The organism is Streptomyces genisteinicus, from assembly GCF_014489615.1.
Lineage (GTDB): Bacteria > Actinomycetota > Actinomycetes > Streptomycetales > Streptomycetaceae > Streptomyces > Streptomyces genisteinicus.
Genome location: NZ_CP060825.1, coordinates 140,347 through 161,907 on the forward strand (window position 1 = coordinate 140,347; position 21,561 = coordinate 161,907).

A 21,561-nucleotide genomic window follows, 5' to 3' on the forward strand; every position below is an offset into this window, starting at 1 on the left:
CGGGCCTCACCGTGACGAGTGATCGTTCCCCGCGCGGACGACGATGCGGGGCGGGCCGGGCGGCGGTGACCGCGGGCCACTGGGCGTCAACACCATTCACGCGATGGCCAGTTGAGCGGAAGCCGCCGGTCCGGTCCGTCCGCGGTGTCTTCCTCGGACGTCACGCGGCCCGGCCGGGGAGCGCGAACCGCGGGCGGGACGCGCGCCCCCGGAGCAGGAATCCCCGTGGGCTTCTGGCAGGCTGAAGCCCATGAGCGCGGACAACAGCACACCGGTGGTACGGCAATGGACGACCTGGATGCCGGTGCTGGCACTGGTCGCACTCGTCTTCGGCTGGGGGCGGGACCTCTCCGGCCTCGGGGTCGCGCTGGTGGCCCTCTGCCTGTTCGGCGCCGTCCTCGCGGCCGTCCACCACGCGGAGGTGGTGGCACACCGCGTGGGTGAACCGCTCGGGTCGCTGGTGCTCGCCGTCGCCGTCACGGTGATCGAGGTCGGACTGATCGTCATGCTGATGTCCGGGGGCGGGGACAAGGCCTCCACGTACGCGCGGGACACCGTGTTCGCCGCCGTGATGATCACCTGCAACGGCATCGTCGGCCTCTGCCTGCTCGTCGGCGCCCTGCGCAATCGCACCGTCGTCTTCAACGCGGAGGGCTCGGGCGGAGCTCTCGCCACCGTCATCACGCTCGCCTCCATGACCCTGGTCCTCCCCACCTTCACCACGGGCGCGGAGGGGCCCGAATTCACGGCCGGCCAGCTCGCGTTCGCCGCCGTCGCGTCACTGGCGCTGTACATCCTCTTCGTCACCGTGCAGACCGTTCGCCACCGCGACTACTTCCTCCCGGTGGACCGCCGCCACGAGCACGCGACGGCGCACGGGAAGCCGTCGGGACCGGTCTCCGGCGTGCGCGGCGCGTCGGCCGGCGGCGAGGGGACGGACGGAGACGCGGACGCCGGGGCGACGGTCGCCGAGGCCGGGACCGGGGCGACGATCGGCGACGACGGCGAGGAGCACGCTCCGCCGCCGTCGGCACGCGCGGCCGCGATCAGCCTGTCGCTGCTCGTGCTCTCGCTCGTCGCCGTGGTCGGCAACGCCAAGGTGATCTCCCCCACCATCGAGCAGGGCGTGGACGACGCGGGCCTGCCCTACGGCGTCGTGGGCGTGGTGATCGCCCTCATGGTGCTGCTGCCCGAAACCCTCTCCGCGGTCAGGTCCGCACGCCGCGACCGGATGCAGACGAGCCTGAACCTCGCCTACGGGTCGGCCATCGCCAGCATCGGACTGACCGTCCCGACCATCGCCTTCGCCTCGCTGTGGCTCACCGGGGACCTGGAACTCGGCCTCGAACCGCTGCACCTGGTCCTGCTCGCCCTGACCGCCGCGGTGAGCGCGCTGACGGTCGTACCGGGGCGGGCCACCCTGCTCCAGGGCGGGGTCCACCTCGCCCTGTTCTCGGCGTTCATCTTCCTGTCGCTCAGTCCCTGACGCTCCCCCGCGCCGGCTGCTCCCCGCCGCGGCGCGTCAGGACGGACTCCGCCCGGCGCACCGCCTCCTCGGCGGGGAGCCGCACCCCCTGCCCGAACGCCGTCGCGTACGCGCTCTCGCCGAGCGCCGCGCGAGCGGCGGCGGCGGCACGGTCGACGTCTCCGCGTTCCGCCGGCGGAAGAGGGGCCCCCACGCCCCGGCGGGCGGCGTCGGCCGCGCCGAGCAGGATCGCCGCGCACTCAGCGCCCGGGCCGTCGCCGGCGAGTGCGGCGGCACCGGCGAGACCCTCCAGCGAGAGGGCGAGCGCCCTCGGCTCGCCCAGGGAGCGCGCCACGGCCAGACCCCGCAGATGGTGGGAGACGGCGGCAGGGGCGTCGCCGCGCAGCTCGGCGAGGAAGCCGAGTTCGGCGAGGAGCAGATGGTCGCCGGCCTCCGAGGAGACGTCGGCGTAGCCGTCGCGGATGCGGCCGAGGTGGACCTCCGCCGCGTCGAGGTCGCCGGAGCGGCGGGCCCCGAGAGCCAGGCCCATCTCGGAGTGGATCTCCCCGTACTTGTAGCCCTGCTCGGCGGCGATACGGCGGGCCTGTTCGTGCAGCTCCCGGCCGCGGTCCCAGTCCCGGGAGAGGAGGGCGAGACGCCCGAGTCCGGAGAGCCTGGCCGACACCTCGGCCGTCAGGCCGAGCTCACGGGCCATGTCCAGGCCCTCGCGCTGGCGTCGGGCGGCGTCGGCGTAGTCGCCGCGGATCTCCGCGAGGGCCGCCAGAGGCGTGACGGTCTGCAGTTCGCCCCAGCGGTCGCCGAGTTCGCGGAAGAGGCCCGCTGCGCGGACTCCGTCGCGTCCGAGGCCGGCGAGGTCGCCGCGGACCAGCGCGAGGGTCGCCCGCAGACCGAGTGAGGCGGCGGTTCCCCAGCGGTCGCCCGCGGCCGTGAACAGTCCGAGGGCACGGTCGTTGAGCCGCTCCGCGGCGGCGGCCTCTCCCGCGCTGTAGCGGCCGTAGGCGCACAGCCACAGGGCCCGCGCACGCCGCACCGGGTCCGGGACGGCTCCCGCGTCCGCGAGCTCGTCACGGCCGGCGCCGGCGTGGTCGCCGGTGAGGAGCGCGAACGCGGTACGGAACAGGACGAGTTCGGGCGCGGGGCAGGAGCCCGGGGCTGGGGCGGTGGCGGGGGCGGAATCCGGGTCGGGGGCGGGGTCCGGTGCGGGTCCGGCTCCGGTCACGGCGTCCGGCACGGGCAGGGCCTCGGTGGGGTCCGGTGCGCGGAGGGCCCCGGCGGCCGGGTCCGCTGCGGGAGCGAGGGTCGCTCCGGGCGTGCGCTCCGTGCGGTCGGCCCCGGCGGCCGCGGTGCGCCCCGGCGCGGGGACCGGGGGCCTGTTGTCGGCGGCCGTCGCCGGAGCGGGGCGCGCTGACGCCGCTGCGAGCACCGTCGTCAGCGCGCGGTGCGCCTCCGTGAGGCGGCCGCGCAGCAGCCACCACCAGGACAGCGCCGAGGCGAGCCGGACCGCCTCGTCCGCGTCACCGGCGGTCGCCCGGCGGACCGCCTCGTCGAGCGCGGTGCGCAGGTTCGCCGCCTCGGCGTCCAGCCGGGCGAGCAGGAGACGCTGTCCGGGGCCGCGCAGCAGGGGTTCGGCGTGTTCGGCGAGGGCGAGGTAGTGCCGCAGGTGCCGTCCGGCGACCCCGGTCGCGTCCGCCATCTCGTGGAGCCGCTCGGTCGCGTAGGCCGCGACGGACTCCAGGAGCCGGTAGCGGCGCCCGGTGGGGCCGTCCACCACGACCACCAGGGACCGGTCGACGAGACGCGTGACCAGGTCGAGCACTTCGTCCCGGGTGACCCCGTCGCCGGCACAGGTCGCCTCCGCCGCCTCCAGGTCGCAGCCGTCGCTGTGCGCGGCGAGCCGGCGCAGCACGATGCGCTCGGGGGCGCTGAGGAGTTCCCAGCTCCAGTCGATGACCGCGCGCAGCGTCTGCTGCCGGGCCGGCGCGCCGCGTCCGCCGGTGGTGAGCACCCGGAAGCGGTCGCCGAGGCGGTCGGCGAGTCCGCGGACGCCCAGCGCGCGGACCCGGGTGGCGGCGAGTTCGAGGGCGAGCGGGATGCCGTCGAGCCGCCGGCAGATCTCGGCGACGGCCTCCCGGTCGCCGTCCCCGGCCGGGGTGCGGCCGAATCCCGGGTCGCGGGCGGCGGCACGCTCGGTGAACAGGCGCACGGCGGCGTCGGGTCCCAGCGGCTCCACCACGTGGACGGCCTCCCCCGCCAGGTCGAGGGGTTCCTGACTGGTGGCCAGCACGCGCAGGCCGGGCGCGGTGCGCAGCACGATCGCGGCCAGTTCGGCGGCGGCGTCCACGACGTGTTCGCAGTTGTCCAGGACGAGCAGGATCCGCCGGTCGCGCAGGGCGGCGGCGAGCCGGTGGGCGGGTGACGGTGCGCCGGTGCAGCCCGCCGCACTGCCGGGCAGGGCGGCCGGCGCCCCGTCCCTGATGCCGAGCGTCGCGGCGACGACCTGCGCCAGGTCTCCGGGGCCGCCCGCGCGGACGCCGGCGAACTCCACGAGCCAGACGCCGTCCGGGAGTCCGCCCGCGTCCCGGGCCGCCGCCCGCGCCGCCGCCGCGACGGCGAGCCGCGTCTTGCCGACGCCGCCGGCTCCGGTGAGCGTCACCAGCCGGGCGGTGCCGAGCAGCCGGGACACTTCGGCGAGAGCCTCGTCGCGGCCGACGAGCCCGGTGAGCGGGACGGGAAGGTTGGACGCCGCCGAAGCGGCGGTGTGTGCCGAGGGGGCGGCGGGGGCCGTGGGCGGCTCCCCGGGGGCCGCCGCCCCCGCCGTCCCGGGCGGGCCTCCAGGAGCGGCGGGCACGGCGGGAGCGTCCGCACCGGCGGCGGTCGCCGAGCCGTACGGTCCGGGCTGCGGCCGCGCCCCGGGAGCGGCCCGTGCGGCCTCCGGTGCGACCGGGACGGCGACCGGGACGCCGGGCGGGAGGGCGGTGAGCGCCGGGTCCTGGCGCAGGACGGCCTGGTGGAGGGCGGTCAGGGCCGGGCCGGGGTCGACGCCCAGTTCCTCCGCGAGCCGGGCGCGCAGGCGCTCGTAGGACGCCAGCGCCTCGCCCTGGCGGCCGGCGAGGCAGAGGGCGCGTATCTGGAGGGCGCGCAGCCGCTCCCGCAGCGGGTGACGCTCCACCAGATCCGTCAGCTCCCCCGCGAGCAGCAGATGGTCGCCGATCTCCAGACGCACCTCGGCGTGCTCCTCGGTGACGGACAGGCGCTGTTCGTCGAGGCGGCCGGCCGGGCCGCGGACGAAGGGCTCGTCGGCGAAGTCGGCGTACGCGGAGCCCCGCCACAGGCCGAGGGCCTCGGTCAGCAGCGCGGCCCGGGTCCGCGGGTCGGCGGCGGTGCGGGCCGCCGTCGCCAGGGACCGGAAGCGGTCCGCGTCGACCTGGTGGGCGGCGGAGTCGAGGAGCAGCCGGTAACCGGCGGGCTGGAGGAGGACGTTGTCGCGGCCGAGGACCCTGCGCAGCTGGGACACCTTCGCCTGGAGCGCGCCGGCCGGCTTGCCGGGCGGGGCGTCGCCCCACAGGTCCAGGACGAGGCGGTCGGCGGAGACCGGTCCCCCGTCGTGGGCGAGCAGGGCCGCGAGCAGCGCCCGGACCTTGGTCTCGGGCACCGTGACCACCGCGCCCCCGTCGTCCCACACCACGAGTGGGCCGAGTACCCCGAACCGCATGCGGGCCACCGTACAGGCTCGCGGGCGGAGGGGAGGCGGCCGCCGGCCGGACGTCATCGTCCGTACACAACCGCAGGCCGCGAGGGCCCGCAGGGACCGTGAAGAGTCGTCGGCGAACCGTCGTCGGCCCTGCCGTCCGCGGTGGTTCCGGCGGGCCCGCGGGCCGCCGCCGCACGACCGCCGACGGTCGTCGCCGGATCGCCGCCGCACGACCGTCAGCGAACCGTCAGCGGTTCCTCGGCCGGCCCGAAGGAGCCGGGTGCACAGTCGGTCGTGCCCGGCCGCCGCCGTCCCCGTCACGGCGGCGGACGCCGACACGGGCACAGACGCAGACACGGACGCGGACACGGACACGGCAGGAACGCGGCACGGCCCGTCGGCACGACGGGACCGCTCATCGGAGGGAGCACGGCGGCGATGACCAGATACGCGGGGCAGACGGCCGTGGTCGTGGGTCAGGAGACCGGGATCGGCCTGGCGATCGCGAAGCGGCTCGTGGAGGGCGGTGCGCAGGTGCTGCTGACCGTCGGCGGCCGGGACGAACAGGCCCTGGCGCGCGCGGAACTGGGCTCGGCCGCGCGGCTGCTGGTGGTGCCGCCGGCTCCGGCGCCCGGCGTGCTCGGGCAGCTGGTCGGAGCCGGAACCGGTGCCGGCCTGCTGTTCGCGGACGCCGTGCCGACGGCCCGGCCCCTGCTGCCCCATGTGCGCGACGGCGGAGCCGTGGTGCTGACGTCCGCCGCACCGTCCGCGGCCGCGGTGGGCGCGCTCGCCGGTGAACTGGCCGGGCGCGGGATCCGCGTGAACGCGGTGGCGCCCGGCTGTATCGGCACGCCGGGCGGGGGCACGGACGGGCTTCCGCCGCTCGGCCGGTTCGGTTCGGCCGAGGAGGTCGCACGGGCCGCCCTGTTCCTGGCCACGGACGCGACGTTCACCACCGGGGCCCGGCTCCCGGTGGACGGCGGTCTGGGCCGCCCCTGAGGTTCCGTCGCGTCACCCCGGCCGCCGTGCTCCCCGCCCGTCCGTCCCGTCCGTCCCCGACGGCACGCGTCACAGCGGCCGTCCGCCCCGCACCGCCACCCGCGCCGTCACGCCGCGGCCCGGCGGCGCCCCGCCGTTCACCGGACGGCCCGGCGGCGCCGCGGCAGCAATCCGTATACCGACCCCGGACAGATCACGTCCCCGAACACCCGGAGCACATCACATGAGCACCTCCCCCGACACGGCGACCGCCACGGGCGGCCCGGAGTCCCGGCCGAAGCCGCCGGACGCGGACGCCGGCGAGCCGCGGAAGCTGCCGCTGTTCGCCCTGCTGGCCCTGGCCACGGCCGTCTTCATCACCAGCCTCACCGAGACGCTGCCGGCCGGCCTGCTGCCGCAGATGAGCGCCGATCTCGCGGTGAGCGAGTCGGCGACCGGGCAGACGGTAACGGTCTACGCCATCGGCACGGCCCTGACCGCGATCCCGCTGACCGCGGCGACGGCGGGCTGGCGGCGCAAGCGGCTGCTGCTCGCCGCCATGGCCGGGTTCGCGGTCGCCAACACCGTGACGGCGGTGTCGTCCGTCTACGGGCTGACGATGGTCGCCCGGTTCGTCGCCGGTGTCGCCGCCGGACTGGCGTGGGCGCTGCTCGCCGGATACGCCCGCCGCATGGCGCCGGTCCACCTGCAGGGCAAGGCCATCGCGATCGCGATGGCGGGCATCCCGGTGGCGCTCTCGCTCGGCGTCCCGGCGGGCACGTTCCTGGGGACGGCCGTCGGCTGGCGGGTGGCGTTCCTGGTGATGACGGCGCTGACGGTGGTGCTGCTGGTGTGGATCTCCGCCGCCGTGCCCGACTACCCCGGCCAGGAGCGCGGCGAACGGCCCGCCATGCTGCGTGCGCTGAAGGTGCCGGGGGTGGGCCCGGTGCTCTTCGTCACGCTGGTCTTCGTGCTCGCGCACACCATCCTGTACGCGTACATCGCCACCTTCCTCGACGACGTGGGACTCGGCGGGAGCACGGACCTGGTGCTGCTCGTGTTCGGCGGCGCCTCGCTGCTGAGCATCTGGATCGTGGGGGCGCAGATCCACCGCCGGCTGCGCCTGCTGACGGTGGTGAGCACCCTGCTGGTCGCGGTGGCCTCCGCGCTGCTGGCCGTGCTCAGCGACAGCACGGGGCTGGTGTACGCCGCCGCCGCTCTGTGGGGTCTGGGCTGGGGCGGTGTGCCGACCCTGCTCCAGACGGCGGTGGCCGACGCCGGAGGCGAACAGGCGGACTCCGCGCAGGCGATGCTGGTGACACTGTGGAACGTCGCCATGGCGGGCGGCGGCATCGCCGGCGGCATCCTGCTCGACGGGATCGGCAGCGAATCGTTCCCCTGGACGGTGCTGCTGCTGCTCGCGCCCGTGCTGGCGGTGGTGGTGTTCGCCCGCGCCCACGGTTTCCCGGTGAAGCGGCCCGGTTCCTGACGGCCCGCCGTCAGGCACACCGCGAGCCCTCGCACCTCCGGCAGGTCCGGCACACCGCGAGCCCTCGCACCCCCGGCAGGTCCGGCGCGGTGCGAGGGCTCCGCGGTGTGCCGAACGGTTGTTCACGAGCTGTTGACAGTTGCCCGCGGCGCTGCGGACGGGAGCCGGCCGGAAGGCGCCCGCGGGGTGCCGGAGGCCAGGTGGCAGCGGGCCGGAGGGGTGTCCGGCACCGGTTCGCGGCGGTGCGGCGCGCGCCCTGGAGCCGGCTCCCCCGTGATCGCCCCGGAGCGGCGTTCCCGCAGGTCGGAGGCGGAAGTCGCAAAGTCGGGGCGCTCCCCGTGAAATTGTGCAGCGAGCAGGTACTTTTGTGCCTCGTCCGAAGCGCCAGGCATCCGTCCCTCGGGGCGGGGCCCGAGGAGGTACGACGAGGGGGGCGTTCCACATGGCGTCAGAAACCGGGCACAGTGCCGTGCCGGACGAGAGCGCGTTTCAGCAGGCTTTCCTGACCGAGGTCTTCGGTTCCCTGCACCGGGTGGAGCAGCGCCGCTGGGCCGGTGCCTATCTGGAAGGGCTGCTGCACTCGCCCGGGAAGAAGACCCCCCGCAACATGGCGCGGACGGACGGCTTACCGCCCGCCGCGGCGCACGGTCTGCACCAGTTCGTCAACGCGAGCACCTGGGCCTGGGAGCCGGTGCGGCGGCGGCTCGCCCTGTGGGTGGCCGCGAGCACCGTGCCGCACGCCTGGACGGTGGCGGAGCTCCTCGTCCCCAAGCGCGGGGAGCACTCGGTGGGGGTGCACCGGGTGACCGACCCGGCGACCGGACGCGCTGTCAACGCCCAGCGGGCGGTGGGGCTCTTCCTGGTCACGGACGCCCACTGCCACCCGGTGGACTGGAGTCTGGTCCTCGACGGCGTCTGGGACCGGGACCGGGACCGGCGGCTGCGGGCACGGATCCCGGCCGACGAGACGGCACGGACCGCCGGCGCCCATGTGGTCGGCCACGTCGCGGGGGTGACGGCCCATCCCCTGATGCCGAGGCTGCCGTGGGCCCTGGACCTCACCCGCGGCCACGACGCCGGCGAGGTGCTGGCGGGTCTCGTCCGGCACACCGCCGACCTGGTGTGCGAGGTGGACCCGGGCCAGGTGGTCGTCAGCGGTCACCACGCGCCGACGGTGACCACGGTCGGGGGCCTGTTCGACCAGCGCCGGGCCCGCCGTCCCTATGTGGTGACACGTGACATGGCGGACGGGCGGCACCGCGCGGTCACCGTGCACACGTACGCGGACACCGTCCGGCTTCCCCGGCGGCAGGGCGGCGGGGAGGCGTCCGGCGCGCACCGCTTCCGGCTCCTGGAGGTGGTCGACCCGGCGTCGCGGCAGCCCGCCCGGTACTGGCTCACCGGGCCGGGCGGGCGGTCCGCGGAGAAGGTGCTGCTCGCGATGCGCGGCCGCGCCGGACTCCAGGCGGCCCTCGCGGCGCTGCGGGAACGTTTCGGCGTGCTCGACTTCGAGGGGCGCTCGTTTCCCGGCTGGCACCACCACATGACCATGGCCTCGGCGGCGTACGTCTACCACCACCTCCGCGGCGGTCCGGAGGCCGCCCCGGCCCGGGCCGCGGGCTGAGCACCGGAAGGGACGAGGGAAGAGGAAGGTCCTGCGCAGTGAGAAACGTTCTCGTGGTGGAACGGGAGACGGCGGCCGCCGACGCGCTCGTGCGCGACCTGCGCCGCCAGGGCTACTCGGCCCGCAGCGTGGCCACGGGCGCACACGCCCTGCACGCGTACCGTGAGGCCGATCTGGTGCTGCTCTCCCTGGAGCTGCCCGATGTCGACGGGATCGAGGTGTGCCGGTCCCTGCGGGACGCGAGCGACGTCCCGCTGATCGCGTTCACCCGTCGTGACGACGAATTGGAGCGGGTGCTCGCCCTCAAGGCGGGGGCCGACGACTGTGTGGCGCAGACCTGGGGATTCCGCGAGATCGGGGCGCGCATCGAAGCGGTACTGCGCCGCGCCCGCCGCGGTCCGGCCTCTTCCGAGGCGATTTCCCTGCGCCCCCTGCACATCGATCCGCGGACCCGGGAAGTGCGCCTCCGCGACCGGCTCATCGACGTCACGTCGAAGGAATTCGAGCTGCTCTATATTCTCGCCGTGAATCACGAGACGGTGGTTTCCCGCAAGGAATTGATGTCGAAGGTCTGGGGCAGTGACTGGGGGCCGACGAGCCGCACGATCGACACCCATGTGAGCACGCTGCGGGCGAAACTCGGGTGCAGTCGCTGGATCGTGACGGTGCGCGGCGTGGGCTACCGGATGGCGGTCGCCCGCCGTGCGCCCGAGCCGGCGCCTGCGCTGTCGGCGCCGGAGGGGTGACCGCCGCGGGCTCCGCCCGGGCCCGGGGGTGACCCGGGCCGGGCGCGGCCCGCTTCCGGGGGCGAACCGGCGGCTGCGGCCGGAGCGCGCCGCGGCGCGCTCCCGGCAGCTGCCCGGAACGGCGCACGGGGGCCGGGTGTCAGGCCGCCCGGCGGATGCCCGCGTCGAGGCGCCGCAGCAGGGGGTGGACCGGTCCGCCGCGGGCGCCCGTGGCCCTGCGCGCCCACCACGCGGAGGCCAGGTTGGAGGTCAGCAGCACCCGCCCCGGCTCCTCGCGGGCCAGTTCGCGCAGCGCGGCGAGGGTGGCCATCCCCGTGCCGGTGAACATCAGCGCACTGCCGTCAGGCGTCCGGCGTCCGCCCAGGTGGGCGCGGACGCGCTCGCGTATCCGCCCGAGCGGGACGGCGTACGGGTCGTACTGGTCCGTCCCGGCGGGGGTGCGCCCGGCCGGGACGGGGACGACGCCGTCGACGGCGAGTCCGGCCCTCTCCCAGTACGCGCGGGAGACGTCGGTGAGCCAGGGCTCGTAGGGCGAGACGAGCGTCAGCCGGCCGATGCCGAGCGCCTCGCAGGCCGCGAGGACGGCCTGGGTCGAGGAGCGCACGGGGTGGCGGACGCGCACCGACAGCTCCTCGCACAGGGCGCGGTCGCCCTCGGGGCCGAGCAGGTAGTGCGAAGCGCTGCAGGCCACCACGGTGGCGTCGAGGCGCATCCCGCCGAAGTCCCCGAGGGTGTCCGGGAGGACCTCGTTGTACGTCTCCAGCATGCGCCGGAGACCGGTCCCGGGGGTGACCGGGAAGCGGGCGGTGTAGACGTTCAGTCCGGTGCCGAGCAGGTGGTTGAACTCAGGTTCCGCCGTGGGGTTCTCCGGGGGAACGACGACTCCGAGTCGCGGCAGCGAGAAAAGGTCCATGGCGGCACGCTAGGGCTCCGACGGCGCGGCGTCCCGCCAACGGACCGGAATGGACACACCGCTCACACGCGCTTTGCCCGCCCTTTCCTTCCTGACATTCCTTGACACTCCCCCACACACATCTGACCCGCATTCCCTTGTTTCCGGGAGCCGTTCGCCGGATCGTAGTGATCACCGCCCGCCGAGTTCCATTCCGACGCGGTTCACCGACCACTTTCCCGAACGAGGAGTGATGGCCATGGCAGCCAGGGAAACACCGGACGAGGCGCCTGACACGCCGCGTCCGTCCGACGCGCCGCACGTCTCCGACGCGACTCTGCGTGACTCGGCGCACATGGCCGGCGTCGAGTTCGGCCCGGCGGACGCCGCCGTGATCGCGGATCTGCTGGTGCGCACCGGCGTCGACCTGGTCGAGGTGGGCATGGTCTCCGGACCCGGCTCCAAGGACGCCGCGCTCATCGACGCCGTCCACGAGGCCGTCACCCCCGAGCGCAGCATGACGCTCGTCGTGGTGCGCGACCGGCGGCAGGTCGTCCAGGCGCTCGACGAGGCCGGGCGGCTCGGCGTGCGCCACATCATGTACTCGATCCCGACCTCCGAGCAGCACGCCCGGCTGAAGCTGGGCTCGCCCAGCGACAAGTTCCTCCGCTCGCTGGGCCGTTCCGCCGTCGCCGAGGCCAAGGACCGCGGCTTCCACGTCACGTTCAGCGGCGAGGACGGGGCCCGCACCCCCAGGGAGCGCCTGGTGCCCTACGTGGAGGAGGGTTTCGCCGCGGGGGCGGACCGCTTCCGGCTCGCGGAGACGGTCGCCTTCCTGTCGCCGTGGCAGATGGAGGAAGCCGTCGGCGACCTCACCGCGATCGACGGTGCGGAGATCGAGATCCACTCGCACAACATGCTGGGCATGGCGGTGGCGAACTCCCTGGCCGCCGTCCGCGCGGGCGCGCGGTGGATCTCGGCCACCGTGGGAGGCATCGGTGAGCGGGGCGGCAACGCCCCGCTGGCCGAACTGCTGACCTCGCTGCGGGTGATCCACGGCGACACCCGCTTCGACCTGAGCCATCTCACCGAGCTGTCCCGGGTGGCGCTGCGCGGCGCCGGGCTCGGGAACTCCTTCCAGTCCGGGCCGACGACCGAGCACGCCTTCGCCTACGAGCTGCCCGGACAGCTGGTCCACCCCGAGGCGTACGAGACGCTTCCCGCCGAACTCGTCGGCAACACGAGGGAGTTGCGCGTGCGCAGCCGGCTGACACCGGCGCTCGTGAAGTGGGCGCTGGACGGCTCGGGCGTCTTCGCCGACCCGGAGGAGTTCACCCCGTGGCTGGCCGAGCGCCAGGCCCGGGAGGGCGCGCCGCTGCTGGACCGCGACGCGATCCGCAAGGCGGCCGTCGACTTCCAGGCGGCCTGACGGGCGCCGCCGCGCATCCGCCACCACGCGGGGCGGACCCGCAGCGCCCGCTCACGGACCGCACCCGGCGCCCCGCACCCCACCCCGTCGCACCGCAACCACCGGACGACACCCATCGAACAGGAGTGCTTCCCATGTCCACCGCCACCCTGACCGGAACCTGCCCCGAGTGCGAGACCGGACTGACCGTCCCGCCGGTCGTCGAGGGCGAGACCCTCTCGTGCCCGGAGTGCATCCTCACCCTGCGCGTGGAGGCCGTCTCGGAGGGCGTGCTGAGCCTGCGGATGGTCGAGGTGCAGCTCCGCGACTGGGGCCAGTGACATGACCGTCCGAATCGCCGTCGTCGCGGACCGGATCGCCTGGGAGGAACGGCGCCTCGTCGAGGCGGCCCCCGCGCACGGTCTGCACATCGAGTGGGTCAACGACGAGTCGCTGAGCCTCGGCGACCCGTCCGCCGCCTCCCTGGCCGGATACGACGCGGTGCTGCTGCGCAGCCGCAGCTACACCCGCGGCGGACTGATCGCCACGCTCGCCGAGGCCGCGGGGATACACGTCCTCAACTCGGCGCACGCCATCCACACCTGCGAGAACAAGGCGGTGCTCCGCGCCGCGCTGCGCCGGGCCGGTGTGCCCGTGCCGGACTTCCGGCTCGCGCTGTCCCGCCCGGACTTCGAACGGGCGCTGGCGGAGCTCGGCCTGCCGCTGGTGCTCAAGCCCGTCTTCGGCGGCATGGGCAAACGGGTCACCCTGCTGCGCGACCCCGACCTCGCCGCGTCCGTGTACGACTACGTCGAGGACCTCGGGCACGCCTTCGAGCAGGCCTGCCTCGTGGAGCCCTACATCGGCGGCGGCACCTCGGTGCGCTGCCTGGTCGTCGGGCGTGAGCTGGTGGCCGCGGCCGAGTTCGCGAGCGGCGGCACCGACTGGCGCAACAACGCGGCGCTCGGCAACAGCAGCCGGGCCGTCGCCCACGACCCGGACGTCCTCAAGACCGTCGACGGGGTGGTGGACGTCCTCGGACCCGGGATCTACGGGGTCGACCTCTTCGCCACCCCCGACGGCTTCGTCGTCAACGAGGTCAACCACGCACCCGCCTTCCGCGCGGTGGCCTCCGCGACGGGGGCCGACGTCCCGTCGGCCGTCGGCCGCCATCTCCAGGAGCTGCTCGTATGACGCACCGCATCCGCGCGGGGGTGGTCGGCGCCTCCGGCCTCGCCGGCGGCGAACTCCTCCGCCTGATCACCCAGCACCCCGGTCTGGAGCTCGCCTTCCTCGGCGGCTCCTCCCACATCGGCCGCCGGCCCGCCGAACTGCACCCCGGGCTCCGCCTCCCCCTGGACGGTCTCACCGTGCGCCCGGTGACCGAGGAGACGACCGACGGGCTGGACGTCGTCTTCCTCGCCACCCCGGCGCCGGTGTCGGCCGAACTGGCCGCGCTGCTCGCCGACCGCGTACCCGCGGTGATCGACCTCAGCGGCGCGTTCCGCATCCGCACCCCGGAGCTGCACGAGCGGTGGTACCCGAAGGTGCAGCGCCGGCCCGACCTCGCCGAACGCTTCGTCTACGGCGTGCCGGAGCTGGTCGGCGACCGGTTCGCCGACGCCCCGCTGATCTCGCTGCCCGGCTGCTACGCCACCGCCATCACGCTCGGCCTGGCGCCGCTCACCCTCGGCCTCGGCCTCGATCTGCGGACGGTGCTGATCGACGGCAAGAGCGGTTCCAGCGGCGGCGGCCTGAAGCTCCGCACCACCGATCTGCACCCCTACCGCAACGGCGCCATCGCCCCGTACGCCCCGACGGGCCACCGGCACGCGGGCGAGGTGCGGGACTTCCTGGAGCGCGAGGGCGGCGGCTCGGTGGGCTCGCTGACCATGTCCGCGTACGGCGTCTCCCATGTCCGCGGACTGCTCACCAGCAGTTACGTCTTCACCGACCGGGCGGTCGACCAGCGCGAGCTGCAACGGGCCTACCTGCGCTTCTACAAGGGGCATCCGTTCGTCCGGGTGCGCAGGCACGACGAGACGCTGATCCCGGTGCCCGACCCGCAGGCCGTGCTCGGCTCCAACTACTGCGACGTGACGGTCCTGCACGACGAGGAGGACGGCCGCATCGTGGTCCTCGGCGCGCTCGACAACCTGGTCAAGGGGGCGGCGGGACAGGCCGTCCAGGCGGCGAACCTCCGCTTCGGGCTGCCCGTGGACACGGGGCTGACGATGCACCCGGTGATGCCGGCATGAGCGGCGCGAGCACACCGGCCGTCGTCAAGCTCGGCGGCAGCTGCCTGGACGACCTCGACGGCGCCTGGTGGGACGACCTGGCCGCGTACGGGCGCGATCGCGCGCTGATCCTGGTGCACGGCTGGTCCAAGCCGCTGAAGCGGCTCAGCCCCCGCTACAGCGAGCCGTCCGCGGTCCTGCGCGACCGCTACGGCAACCAGAGCCGGTGGACCACCCCCGAGGTCATCGAGGACATCAGGACGGTCAGCGCGGCACTGGCCGAGGACGTCCTCCGACGGCTCGACAGGCGCGGTGTCACCGCGGAGCGGCTGCTCGGCAGCGACGGCCTCGTCGCCGCGGGAGAGGCCGAACGCTGGTGGTGGCGCGAGAAGCAGCTCGTCGAGCTGGAGAACCTGGTCGGGCCGATCACCGGGGTCGACCCGGCGGCGCTGAAGAACCTCCGGCCAGGCCACGCGTACCTCGTCACCCCGCTCGCCCGCGACGCCGCCGGCCGGGAGGTCAACACCGACGCGGACCGGGCCGCGGCGGCCGTCGCCGGGGCCACCGGCGCGGCCGACCTGGTGCTCGTCACCGACGTCGCCCATCTGCTGATCGACGGCGAACCGGTGCGCGAGATCGGCGCCGCGCAGGCGGCCGCCTTCCGCGACAAGGGGGCGACGGGCGGCATGCGCAAGAAGCTGCGGGCCGCCGGTGAGGCCCTCGACGGCGGCGTCGGGCGGGTGGTGCTCGGCAGCGCGTCGGTCACCGACCTGCTGGCGGGCCGCACCGGCACCGTCATCACCCGAACCCCGCAGACCTGAGGAGCCGGACAGTGGCGCAACCCCGAGTGCTGGTCGTCGACAACGGCACGCTCTCCCTCCCCCAGCTCCGCGCCCGCTTCGAGCAACTGGGCTCGGACACGGACGCCGTCGGCGCCGCGTCCGTGCCGAAGACGCTCGGCGGCCGCTACCAGGCGATCGTGCTCAGCGGCACCAAGGTCCGGGCGTACGACACCGACCACTACCGGCCGCTGATCGACCTGGTCCACGGCAGCGGCGTCCCGGTCTTCGGGATCTGCGGCGGCATGCAGATCCTGGCCGTGTCCGCCGGCGGGCAGCTCGCCGACGGCCCCCAGCGGGTCGGCGGCTACCGGGTCCAGGTCGACAAGGAGGACCCGCTCTTCACCCATGTGAAACCGACCGTGACCGTCTTCCACCGGCACACCCTCTACCTCCAGGAGGCCCCCGAGGGCTTCCGCTCCATCGGCCGCTCGGAGCACGCGCCCGTCGAGTTCCTCCGGTCCGACGACGGCCGGATCCTCGGTTCCCAGGCGCATCTGGAGTTCCGCTCCGACGGACTGGAGATCCTGCGGGGCTTCACCGAGCTCTACCGGTGAGGCACCCGCGCCGCACCCCGCCGGACCGTCACCGGCGTTCTTCGTACGCACCCCTCGTGTCGCACATGTCCCATGTGCGGGGAAGGACTTGGCAATGAGTGATCAGGACAGCCCGCAGGAGCCCGCGTTCACGGTCTCCCTGAACGGCAGCGGAGGTTCGGTCAGGGGCTGGGTGGTCGTCGACTCGCTGTACGACGGCCTGGCGATGGGCGGCACCCGGCGGACGGCAGGGGTCACCGAGGAGGAAGTGGCGGGCCTGGCCCGCGACATGACGGACAAGTTCACGCTCGCCCGGCTGCCCATCGGAGGCGCCAAGGCCGGCATCGTCGCCGACGACGCGGACCGCGAGGAGACCTTCCGCACCTTCGGCAGGACCGTCAAGCCGCTGCTGCACGGCGGCATCCATCTGGGCATCGACATGGGCGTCACCCCCGCCGACCGCGCCGTCTTCTTCGACGCGGCGGGCTACGACCCCCGCTACCGGCTCGGCGCCCCCGACATGCCGATCGACTGGCGGACCTACTACGAGCCGCTGATCGACGCCACCGGCCACGGTGTCGGCGTCGCGGCGGTCACGGCGCTGGAGGCGAGCGGCCGCACCGGCCCCGCCCGGGTGGTCGTGCAGGGCTTCGGCGCGGTGGGCCGGGCGGTGGCCCGCTTCCTGGAGGACCGGGGACATGTCGTGGTCGGTGTCGCGGACGTCGAGGGCACCATCAGCGCGGAGCGCATCCCGGTGGCCGATCTGGTCGCGATCACCGACGAGTACGGCCGGATCGACCGGACGCGGCTGCCGCAGGACGTGACCGTGTCGTCCGAGCCGGACGCCTGGCTGGACGTCGACGCCGACCTGCTGATCCTCGCCGCGCAGAAGCACGCGGTGAACGCGGAGAACGCGCACCGGCTGCGGGCGCGGCTGGTCGTCGAGGGGGCCAACCTCGCCTCCGGGGCCCAGGCGAAGGAGAAGGTGCGGGCGGCGGGGGCCGTGCTGGTGCCCGGGGTGATCGCCAACATCGGCGGCGCGGCGTCGGCGGCGCTGGCCGTCACCCGGGTGGTGCCCTTCGGCCTGGCGGCCGAGGCGCGCAAGGCGTGGGTCTTCGACTGGGTCGGCGACACGGTGCGGCACAACACCCGCGACCTGCTGGAGATCGCGGCGTCGAGCGCGGGCGACCCGCTCCCGGAGCTGCTCGCGGCGCGGCGCGGGGAGCGCCGGTGACCGCGGTCCCGGCACCGGCCGGGACGGCGGACCGCACCGCCCGGGGCGTCCCCCCGGGCGCGGGCAACGCGTCCGGGCCGGGGGCCGGTACGGCATCCGGGCCGGGCTCCGGGAACGGGCCGGGGCCCGGGAACGGACCGGGCTCGGGGAACGGGCCGGGGCCCGGGAACGGACCGGACTCCGGAAACGGACCGGGCTCCGGCGGGGGCGCGCCGCGCGACGGCAAGGACCTCCCCGCGGACGTGACGGCCGCGGGTGCGCGGGTCACGGCCGCGGAGGCGGCCGAGTACCGCCGGCACGGGTGGTGGCGCGCGGAGACCTTCCTCGACGACCTGTTCCGGCAGGCGCGGGAGCGGCCGCACCGGCTCGCGATCGCGGCCCGGCGGGTCGCGGAGTCCCGCACCGACACCCTGGACTGGGCCGAACTGGCCCGGCTCACCGACCGCTTCGCCCTGGCGCTGCTCGACCTCGGCGTCCGGCGCGGCGACTTCGTCGCCGTGCAGCTCCCCAACCGGTGGGAGATGGTGCCCCTGATCTTCGCCACCGCGCGGATCGGCGCCGTGATCTGCCCGATCTCGCCGGTCTGCCCGGACGAGGAGCTGCGGCACCGCCTCGGCCTCACCCGGGCCCGGGTGTTCGTCACCCTGCCCCAGTGGTCGGGGACCGGCCTCGCCGCGATCGGGGTACGGCTCCGGGAGGAGCTGGACACCCTCGATCACGTGGTCGTCGTGGACGGCCCGGTGCCCGAGGGCGCCCACTCCTTCCACGAGCGCTTCACCGCCCCGGCGGACGAGGAGCGGCGTGCCGGTGAGCTCGACGGCCTGGCCCTCGGGCCCGACGAGCCCTTCGTCGTCCTCTTCACCTCCGGGACCACGGGCGAGTCCAAGGGCGTGCTGCACAGCCAGAACACCGTCCACTCGGCGGTGCGCGGCTACGCGGACGCCTTCGGCCTCGACGGGGACTGGGTCGCCGCGGTGTCCACACCGCTGGTCCACTACTCCGGCTTCGCGCAGGGCGTCCTCGCCGGCGCCCTGCTCGGCGGCACGGTCGCCTTCCAGGACGAACGCCGCAACGAGGCCCTGCTGGACCTGGTGGAACGCTACGGGGCGACGCTGCTCTACGGGCCGCCGGCCACCCTGGCGGACGTGGCGGCGTCCCAGCGCGAGGCGAAGCGCGACACGAGCACCCTGCGGCACGTGGTGATCGGGTCGGCGCCCGTGCTCGCCGCGCTGGCGGACGAGGTGCACGCGGCGCTCGGCGCTCGCACCTACTCGCTGTGGGGCATGTCGGAGAACGGGCCCGTCACCATGACCCGTCCCGCCGACCCGCAGGACTGGGCGGCGCACAGCAACGGCCGGACCGTCGACGCGATGGAGGTCCGGGTCGACGCGGAGGGCGTCGGGGACGGCGGGCCGGTGAGCGGCGGGGTCGGACGGCTGCGGGTGCGCGGCGCGTCCCTGGCGCTCGGCTACTACCGGCGCGAGGAGGTGTTCGCGGCCGAGTTCACCGCGGACGGCTGGTTCGACACCGGGGACCTGGCCCGCGAGGACGGTCGCGGCGGCATCCGCATCGTCGGCCGGGCGCGGGACGCGATCGTCCGGGACGGCCACGTCGCCCCGATGACCGAGCTGGAGGCGGTGATCGGCAGCCACCCGCGGGCCGTGGAGGCCGCCGTGGTCGGCCTGGAGCCGGAAGGGCCCGGCGCACCGTCGCCGATCGTCGCGGTGGTGGTCCCGCGGGACGGCGAGGGGCCGGCGCTCGACGAGGTGCGCGCGCACCTGCGGGCCGCGGGCCACGGGGAGCGCTTCCTGCCGGACCGGGTGGAGACGCTGCCCGCGCTGCCCAAGACCCTGACCGGCAAGGTCCGCAAGGTCGAGCTGCGCGAGCGGTACGCCGGGCGTCCCGCCGCCGGGGAGTCGTGAGATGACCGTGTCCGCAGCCGTTCCGATGTCCGCCACGCTCGCCGCCGACGAGGCGCTGGCCCGCCGGCGGGCCGCCGGTGAGCGCGTCCTGTCCATGGCCAGCGGGGAGATCGGCCTGCCGGTCCTCCCCGGGCTGCGGGAACGGCTCGCCGCCGCCTCGGCCGAGAACGCCTACGGGCCGGTGGCCGGCAGCCCGGAGCTGCGGGCCGCGGCCGCCGGGTACTGGGCGCGCCGGGGGCTCGCCACCGATCCCGTCCAGGTGGTGGCCGGGCCCGGCAGCAAGTCGCTGCTCTACGCGCTGCTGCTGGCGATCGGCGGCGATGTGGTCGTCCCGGTGCCGGGCTGGGTGAGCTACGGTGCGCAGGCCCGGCTCGCGGGAGCGGAGCCGGTGCCGGTGCCGATCCGTCCGGGCGAGGGCGGCGTCCCCGACCCGGGGCGGCTCCGCGAGGCGGTCTCGGCCGCCCGCCGGGCGGGCCGCGATCCGCGGGCGGTCGTCGTCACGGTCCCGGACAACCCCACCGGCACGGTCGCCCCGCCCGGGACGGTGCGGGAACTCGCGGAGGCCGCGCGGGAGCTCGGCCTGACGGTCGTGTCGGACGAGATCTACGGCGATCTGGTCTACGGCGCCCGTGGACCCGTGCCCTCGCCGGCCCGGTACGCGCCGGAGCGGACCGTGGTCACCACGGGGCTGACGAAGAACCTGGCGCTCGGGGGCTGGCGCACCGGGGTGGCCAGGCTGCCGGACGGTGCTGCGGGCAGGGAGCTGCACGGCCGGCTGGTGTCGGTCGCCAGCCAGATCTGGTCCAGCCCGCCCGCGCCCGTGCAGTCGGCGGCCGCGTACGCGTTCGGCGAGCCGCCCGAGGTGACCGCGCGGGTCGCGGCGAGCCGCCGGCTGCACGAGACGGTGGCGGGCGCGGTCGCCGGGCACGTGGCGGCGACGGGCGCGGTGCTCGCACCGGTCACCGCCACCTGCTACCTGTATCCGGATTTCGCCCCGCTGCGCGACCGGCTGGCCGGCGCGCACGGGGTGCGCGACGGCGACGGCGTCGCCCGGTTCCTCGGCGAGCGCCACGGTGTGGGCGTACTGCCAGGGAGCGCCTTCGGCGAACCGGCCGGGTCGCTGCGGGTCCGGCTGGCCACGAGCCGGCTGTACGGCGCGGACGACGAGCAGCGGCTGGCCGCGCTGGCCGCGCCCGACCCGCTCGCGCTGCCGTGGATCGCCGAGGCCGTGGCCTGGGCCGGCGACGCGGTCGCCGACCTCGCCGCCGGCGCCGGAGCGGCCGGCCGGCGCTTCTGAGCGGGGCCCGCGGCGTGGCCCGCGGCGGGCGCACCACTCCCCGTGCGGGGCCCGCGGCCGGCGCAACGCGACCCGTGCGGCGCGCCGCACCGGGCCGTCGCACCGCAACCACTGTTCCCATCCATCACCAGGAGGACTGGTCCCATGTCCCTTCCGACCCTTGCGACCCTCTTCGAAGCCCTGTACCGGGGCGAGCGGCACGTCGGCTTCGGCAGGCCGGAGCCGGGCACGCCGCAGACCCTCTACCGGGTCCCCGAGGGGCGGCTGGCGGAGGTCTTCGTCACCACCGACGGCTCGCCCGACGCCGTGCGGGCGGCGGTCGCCGAGGGGGCCGAGGAGGTCACCGTCACGGCCGGCGACCCGGAGGTCCGGCTGCTGCCGCCGCTGCTCCCCGCGCGGAGCGGGGCGGCCCTGCTCAGCGGTTTCATGGGGACCCACAAGAAGAAGTGGGGCGGTGCGTCGGCGCCCGAGGGCGGGGATTTCGAGCCGCCGAAGTGGTTCTTCAAGGGGTTCGGCGACTGGGTGCGGCTGCCCGGGGAGACGCTGAACGTGCCGGCGGACCCGATCGCTCTGATCGAGGAGCCCGAGGTGGCGCTGGTCTACGTGAACGACGAGGACGGCACCCCGCACTACGCGGGCTACACCTTCGGCAACGACCTCTGCGACATCGGGCTGCACCGCAAGGACCCGGGCTACAACCCGTACTGCAAGCTCTGCGACACCGCGCTCGCCCCGTGGCTGTTCCTCGGCGAGCCGCCGCGCACGGTCACCGGGCGGGTCACCATCACCCGGGACGGGGCCACCGCCTGGGAGGGGAGCTTCGACTGCGGCGACGACGCGCTGTACTTCCGGGTCCGGGACATGGCGGCGCATCTTTTCTCGTTCCCCGCGGTGCGGAGGCCGGGGCTGGTCAACTACGTGCTCCTGGGGGCCGACGAGGCGAGCTTCCACGACGGGTTCCGGATCGCGGACGGCGACCGGATCGCCATCGACGTCAAGAGCCACGGTGTGGCGTTCGAGAACCCGGTGGCGTACGTGTCGCCGCCGCCGCTGGGCTGAGCGCGGCGTCGCTTCGGCGGCGTGAACAGCTCATGAAACAGGGCCGGTCGGCCTGGGCAGGCCGGTGCCTGCCCGGGCAGGCTCGGTGTCGACCGGCCGGCCCCGGGGGCCGGCCTCCCGGAG

17 protein-coding genes are annotated in these 21,561 nt (G+C 75.2%); 15 read left to right on the plus strand and 2 right to left on the minus strand.

All coding sequences use genetic code 11. From position 1 onward, the window contains the following. The first annotated feature begins 250 nt into the window (after positions 1-250). Positions 251-1,486 carry a calcium:cation antiporter gene (locus tag IAG43_RS00675; RefSeq protein WP_187738785.1) on the plus strand — a complete coding sequence of 412 codons (1,236 nt, stop codon included), beginning with the start codon at positions 251-253 and terminating at the stop codon, positions 1,484-1,486. On the opposite strand, the gene IAG43_RS00680 is transcribed toward IAG43_RS00675, so the two are convergent. Next, positions 1,476-5,198, minus strand: coding sequence for an AfsR/SARP family transcriptional regulator (locus IAG43_RS00680; protein ID WP_187738786.1), 3,723 nt, complete (start codon positions 5,196-5,198; stop codon positions 1,476-1,478). The genes IAG43_RS00675 and IAG43_RS00680 overlap by 11 nt on opposite strands. Before the next feature lie 417 nt (positions 5,199-5,615). On the opposite strand from IAG43_RS00680, the gene IAG43_RS00685 reads away from it, so the two are divergent. The 4 genes from IAG43_RS00685 to IAG43_RS00700 all read left to right on the plus strand — a co-directional run bounded on the left by IAG43_RS00685 (position 5,616) and on the right by IAG43_RS00700 (position 10,014). Further along, complete coding sequence (locus tag IAG43_RS00685) at positions 5,616-6,176, plus strand: SDR family oxidoreductase (RefSeq protein ID WP_187738787.1); 561 nt, start codon at positions 5,616-5,618, stop codon at positions 6,174-6,176. A gap of 223 nt (positions 6,177-6,399) precedes the next feature. After that, positions 6,400-7,644 carry an MFS transporter gene (locus tag IAG43_RS00690; protein ID WP_187738788.1) on the plus strand — a complete coding sequence of 415 codons (1,245 nt, stop codon included), beginning with the start codon at positions 6,400-6,402 and terminating at the stop codon, positions 7,642-7,644. 442 nt (positions 7,645-8,086) lie between these two features. Then, entirely contained in the window at positions 8,087-9,268 is a 1,182-nt protein-coding gene (locus IAG43_RS00695) for an IS701 family transposase (RefSeq protein WP_187738789.1), read from the plus strand. A gap of 38 nt (positions 9,269-9,306) precedes the next feature. Continuing rightward, positions 9,307-10,014 carry a response regulator transcription factor gene (locus IAG43_RS00700; RefSeq protein ID WP_187738790.1) on the plus strand — a complete coding sequence of 236 codons (708 nt, stop codon included), beginning with the start codon at positions 9,307-9,309 and terminating at the stop codon, positions 10,012-10,014. Positions 10,015-10,153: 139 nt separating this feature from the next. Here IAG43_RS00700 and IAG43_RS00705 read toward each other — a convergent pair whose 3' ends face one another. Continuing rightward, positions 10,154-10,927 carry a maleate cis-trans isomerase family protein gene (locus tag IAG43_RS00705; RefSeq protein WP_187738791.1) on the minus strand — a complete coding sequence of 258 codons (774 nt, stop codon included), beginning with the start codon at positions 10,925-10,927 and terminating at the stop codon, positions 10,154-10,156. Positions 10,928-11,165: 238 nt separating this feature from the next. Here IAG43_RS00705 and IAG43_RS00710 point away from each other — a divergent pair, with 238 nt between their 5' ends. The 10 genes from IAG43_RS00710 to IAG43_RS00755 all read left to right on the plus strand — a co-directional run bounded on the left by IAG43_RS00710 (position 11,166) and on the right by IAG43_RS00755 (position 21,438). Then, positions 11,166-12,335, plus strand: coding sequence for an isopropylmalate synthase (locus IAG43_RS00710; protein ID WP_187738792.1), 1,170 nt, complete (start codon positions 11,166-11,168; stop codon positions 12,333-12,335). 134 nt (positions 12,336-12,469) lie between these two features. Further along, a complete protein-coding gene (locus tag IAG43_RS00715; protein WP_187738793.1) occupies positions 12,470-12,655 on the plus strand; it encodes a lysine biosynthesis protein LysW in 186 nt (61 codons plus the stop codon). Position 12,656: 1 nt separating this feature from the next. Next, positions 12,657-13,508, plus strand: coding sequence for an ATP-grasp domain-containing protein (locus IAG43_RS00720; protein WP_187738794.1), 852 nt, complete (start codon positions 12,657-12,659; stop codon positions 13,506-13,508). Next, positions 13,505-14,572, plus strand: a complete 1,068-nt coding sequence (argC, locus tag IAG43_RS00725; protein ID WP_187738795.1) for an N-acetyl-gamma-glutamyl-phosphate reductase — start codon at positions 13,505-13,507, stop codon at positions 14,570-14,572. The genes IAG43_RS00720 and argC overlap by 4 nt, the downstream gene beginning before the upstream one ends. Beyond that, positions 14,569-15,372, plus strand: coding sequence for an amino acid kinase family protein (locus IAG43_RS00730; protein WP_187738796.1), 804 nt, complete (start codon positions 14,569-14,571; stop codon positions 15,370-15,372). The genes argC and IAG43_RS00730 overlap by 4 nt, the downstream gene beginning before the upstream one ends. 11 nt (positions 15,373-15,383) lie before the next feature. Further along, a complete protein-coding gene (locus tag IAG43_RS00735) occupies positions 15,384-15,947 on the plus strand; it encodes a type 1 glutamine amidotransferase (protein WP_187738797.1) in 564 nt (187 codons plus the stop codon). A 94-nt stretch (positions 15,948-16,041) separates the two neighbouring features. Continuing rightward, positions 16,042-17,160, plus strand: coding sequence for a Glu/Leu/Phe/Val dehydrogenase dimerization domain-containing protein (locus IAG43_RS00740; RefSeq protein ID WP_187738798.1), 1,119 nt, complete (start codon positions 16,042-16,044; stop codon positions 17,158-17,160). A gap of 242 nt (positions 17,161-17,402) precedes the next feature. Continuing rightward, positions 17,403-19,082 (plus strand): AMP-binding protein, encoded by a 1,680-nt coding sequence (locus IAG43_RS00745; protein WP_187738799.1) that lies wholly within the window; start codon positions 17,403-17,405, stop codon positions 19,080-19,082. A gap of 1 nt (position 19,083) precedes the next feature. Continuing rightward, the gene (locus IAG43_RS00750) at positions 19,084-20,379 is read left to right on the plus strand and encodes a pyridoxal phosphate-dependent aminotransferase (protein ID WP_246574011.1); all 1,296 of its coding nucleotides are present in this window, start codon (positions 19,084-19,086) and stop codon (positions 20,377-20,379) included. A gap of 144 nt (positions 20,380-20,523) precedes the next feature. After that, positions 20,524-21,438, plus strand: a complete 915-nt coding sequence (locus IAG43_RS00755; RefSeq protein ID WP_187738800.1) for a fumarylacetoacetate (FAA) hydrolase — start codon at positions 20,524-20,526, stop codon at positions 21,436-21,438. Positions 21,439-21,561: the final 123 nt, after the last annotated feature.

Excerpts from the sequence above, each read along its gene's own strand:
- IAG43_RS00675 (WP_187738785.1), top strand. The coding sequence starts at position 251 with ATGAGCGCGGACAACAGCACACCGGTGGTACGGCAATGGACGACCTGG.
- IAG43_RS00680 (WP_187738786.1), bottom strand. The coding sequence starts at position 5,198 with ATGCGGTTCGGGGTACTCGGCCCACTCGTGGTGTGGGACGACGGGGGC.
- IAG43_RS00685 (WP_187738787.1), top strand. The coding sequence starts at position 5,616 with ATGACCAGATACGCGGGGCAGACGGCCGTGGTCGTGGGTCAGGAGACC.
- IAG43_RS00690 (WP_187738788.1), top strand. The coding sequence starts at position 6,400 with ATGAGCACCTCCCCCGACACGGCGACCGCCACGGGCGGCCCGGAGTCC.
- IAG43_RS00695 (WP_187738789.1), top strand. The coding sequence starts at position 8,087 with ATGGCGTCAGAAACCGGGCACAGTGCCGTGCCGGACGAGAGCGCGTTT.
- IAG43_RS00705 (WP_187738791.1), bottom strand. The coding sequence starts at position 10,927 with ATGGACCTTTTCTCGCTGCCGCGACTCGGAGTCGTCGTTCCCCCGGAG.
- IAG43_RS00710 (WP_187738792.1), top strand. The coding sequence starts at position 11,166 with ATGGCAGCCAGGGAAACACCGGACGAGGCGCCTGACACGCCGCGTCCG.
- IAG43_RS00715 (WP_187738793.1), top strand. The coding sequence starts at position 12,470 with ATGTCCACCGCCACCCTGACCGGAACCTGCCCCGAGTGCGAGACCGGA.
- IAG43_RS00720 (WP_187738794.1), top strand. The coding sequence starts at position 12,657 with ATGACCGTCCGAATCGCCGTCGTCGCGGACCGGATCGCCTGGGAGGAA.
- argC (WP_187738795.1), top strand. The coding sequence starts at position 13,505 with ATGACGCACCGCATCCGCGCGGGGGTGGTCGGCGCCTCCGGCCTCGCC.
- IAG43_RS00730 (WP_187738796.1), top strand. The coding sequence starts at position 14,569 with ATGAGCGGCGCGAGCACACCGGCCGTCGTCAAGCTCGGCGGCAGCTGC.
- IAG43_RS00740 (WP_187738798.1), top strand. The coding sequence starts at position 16,042 with ATGAGTGATCAGGACAGCCCGCAGGAGCCCGCGTTCACGGTCTCCCTG.
- IAG43_RS00750 (WP_246574011.1), top strand. The coding sequence starts at position 19,084 with ATGACCGTGTCCGCAGCCGTTCCGATGTCCGCCACGCTCGCCGCCGAC.
- IAG43_RS00755 (WP_187738800.1), top strand. The coding sequence starts at position 20,524 with ATGTCCCTTCCGACCCTTGCGACCCTCTTCGAAGCCCTGTACCGGGGC.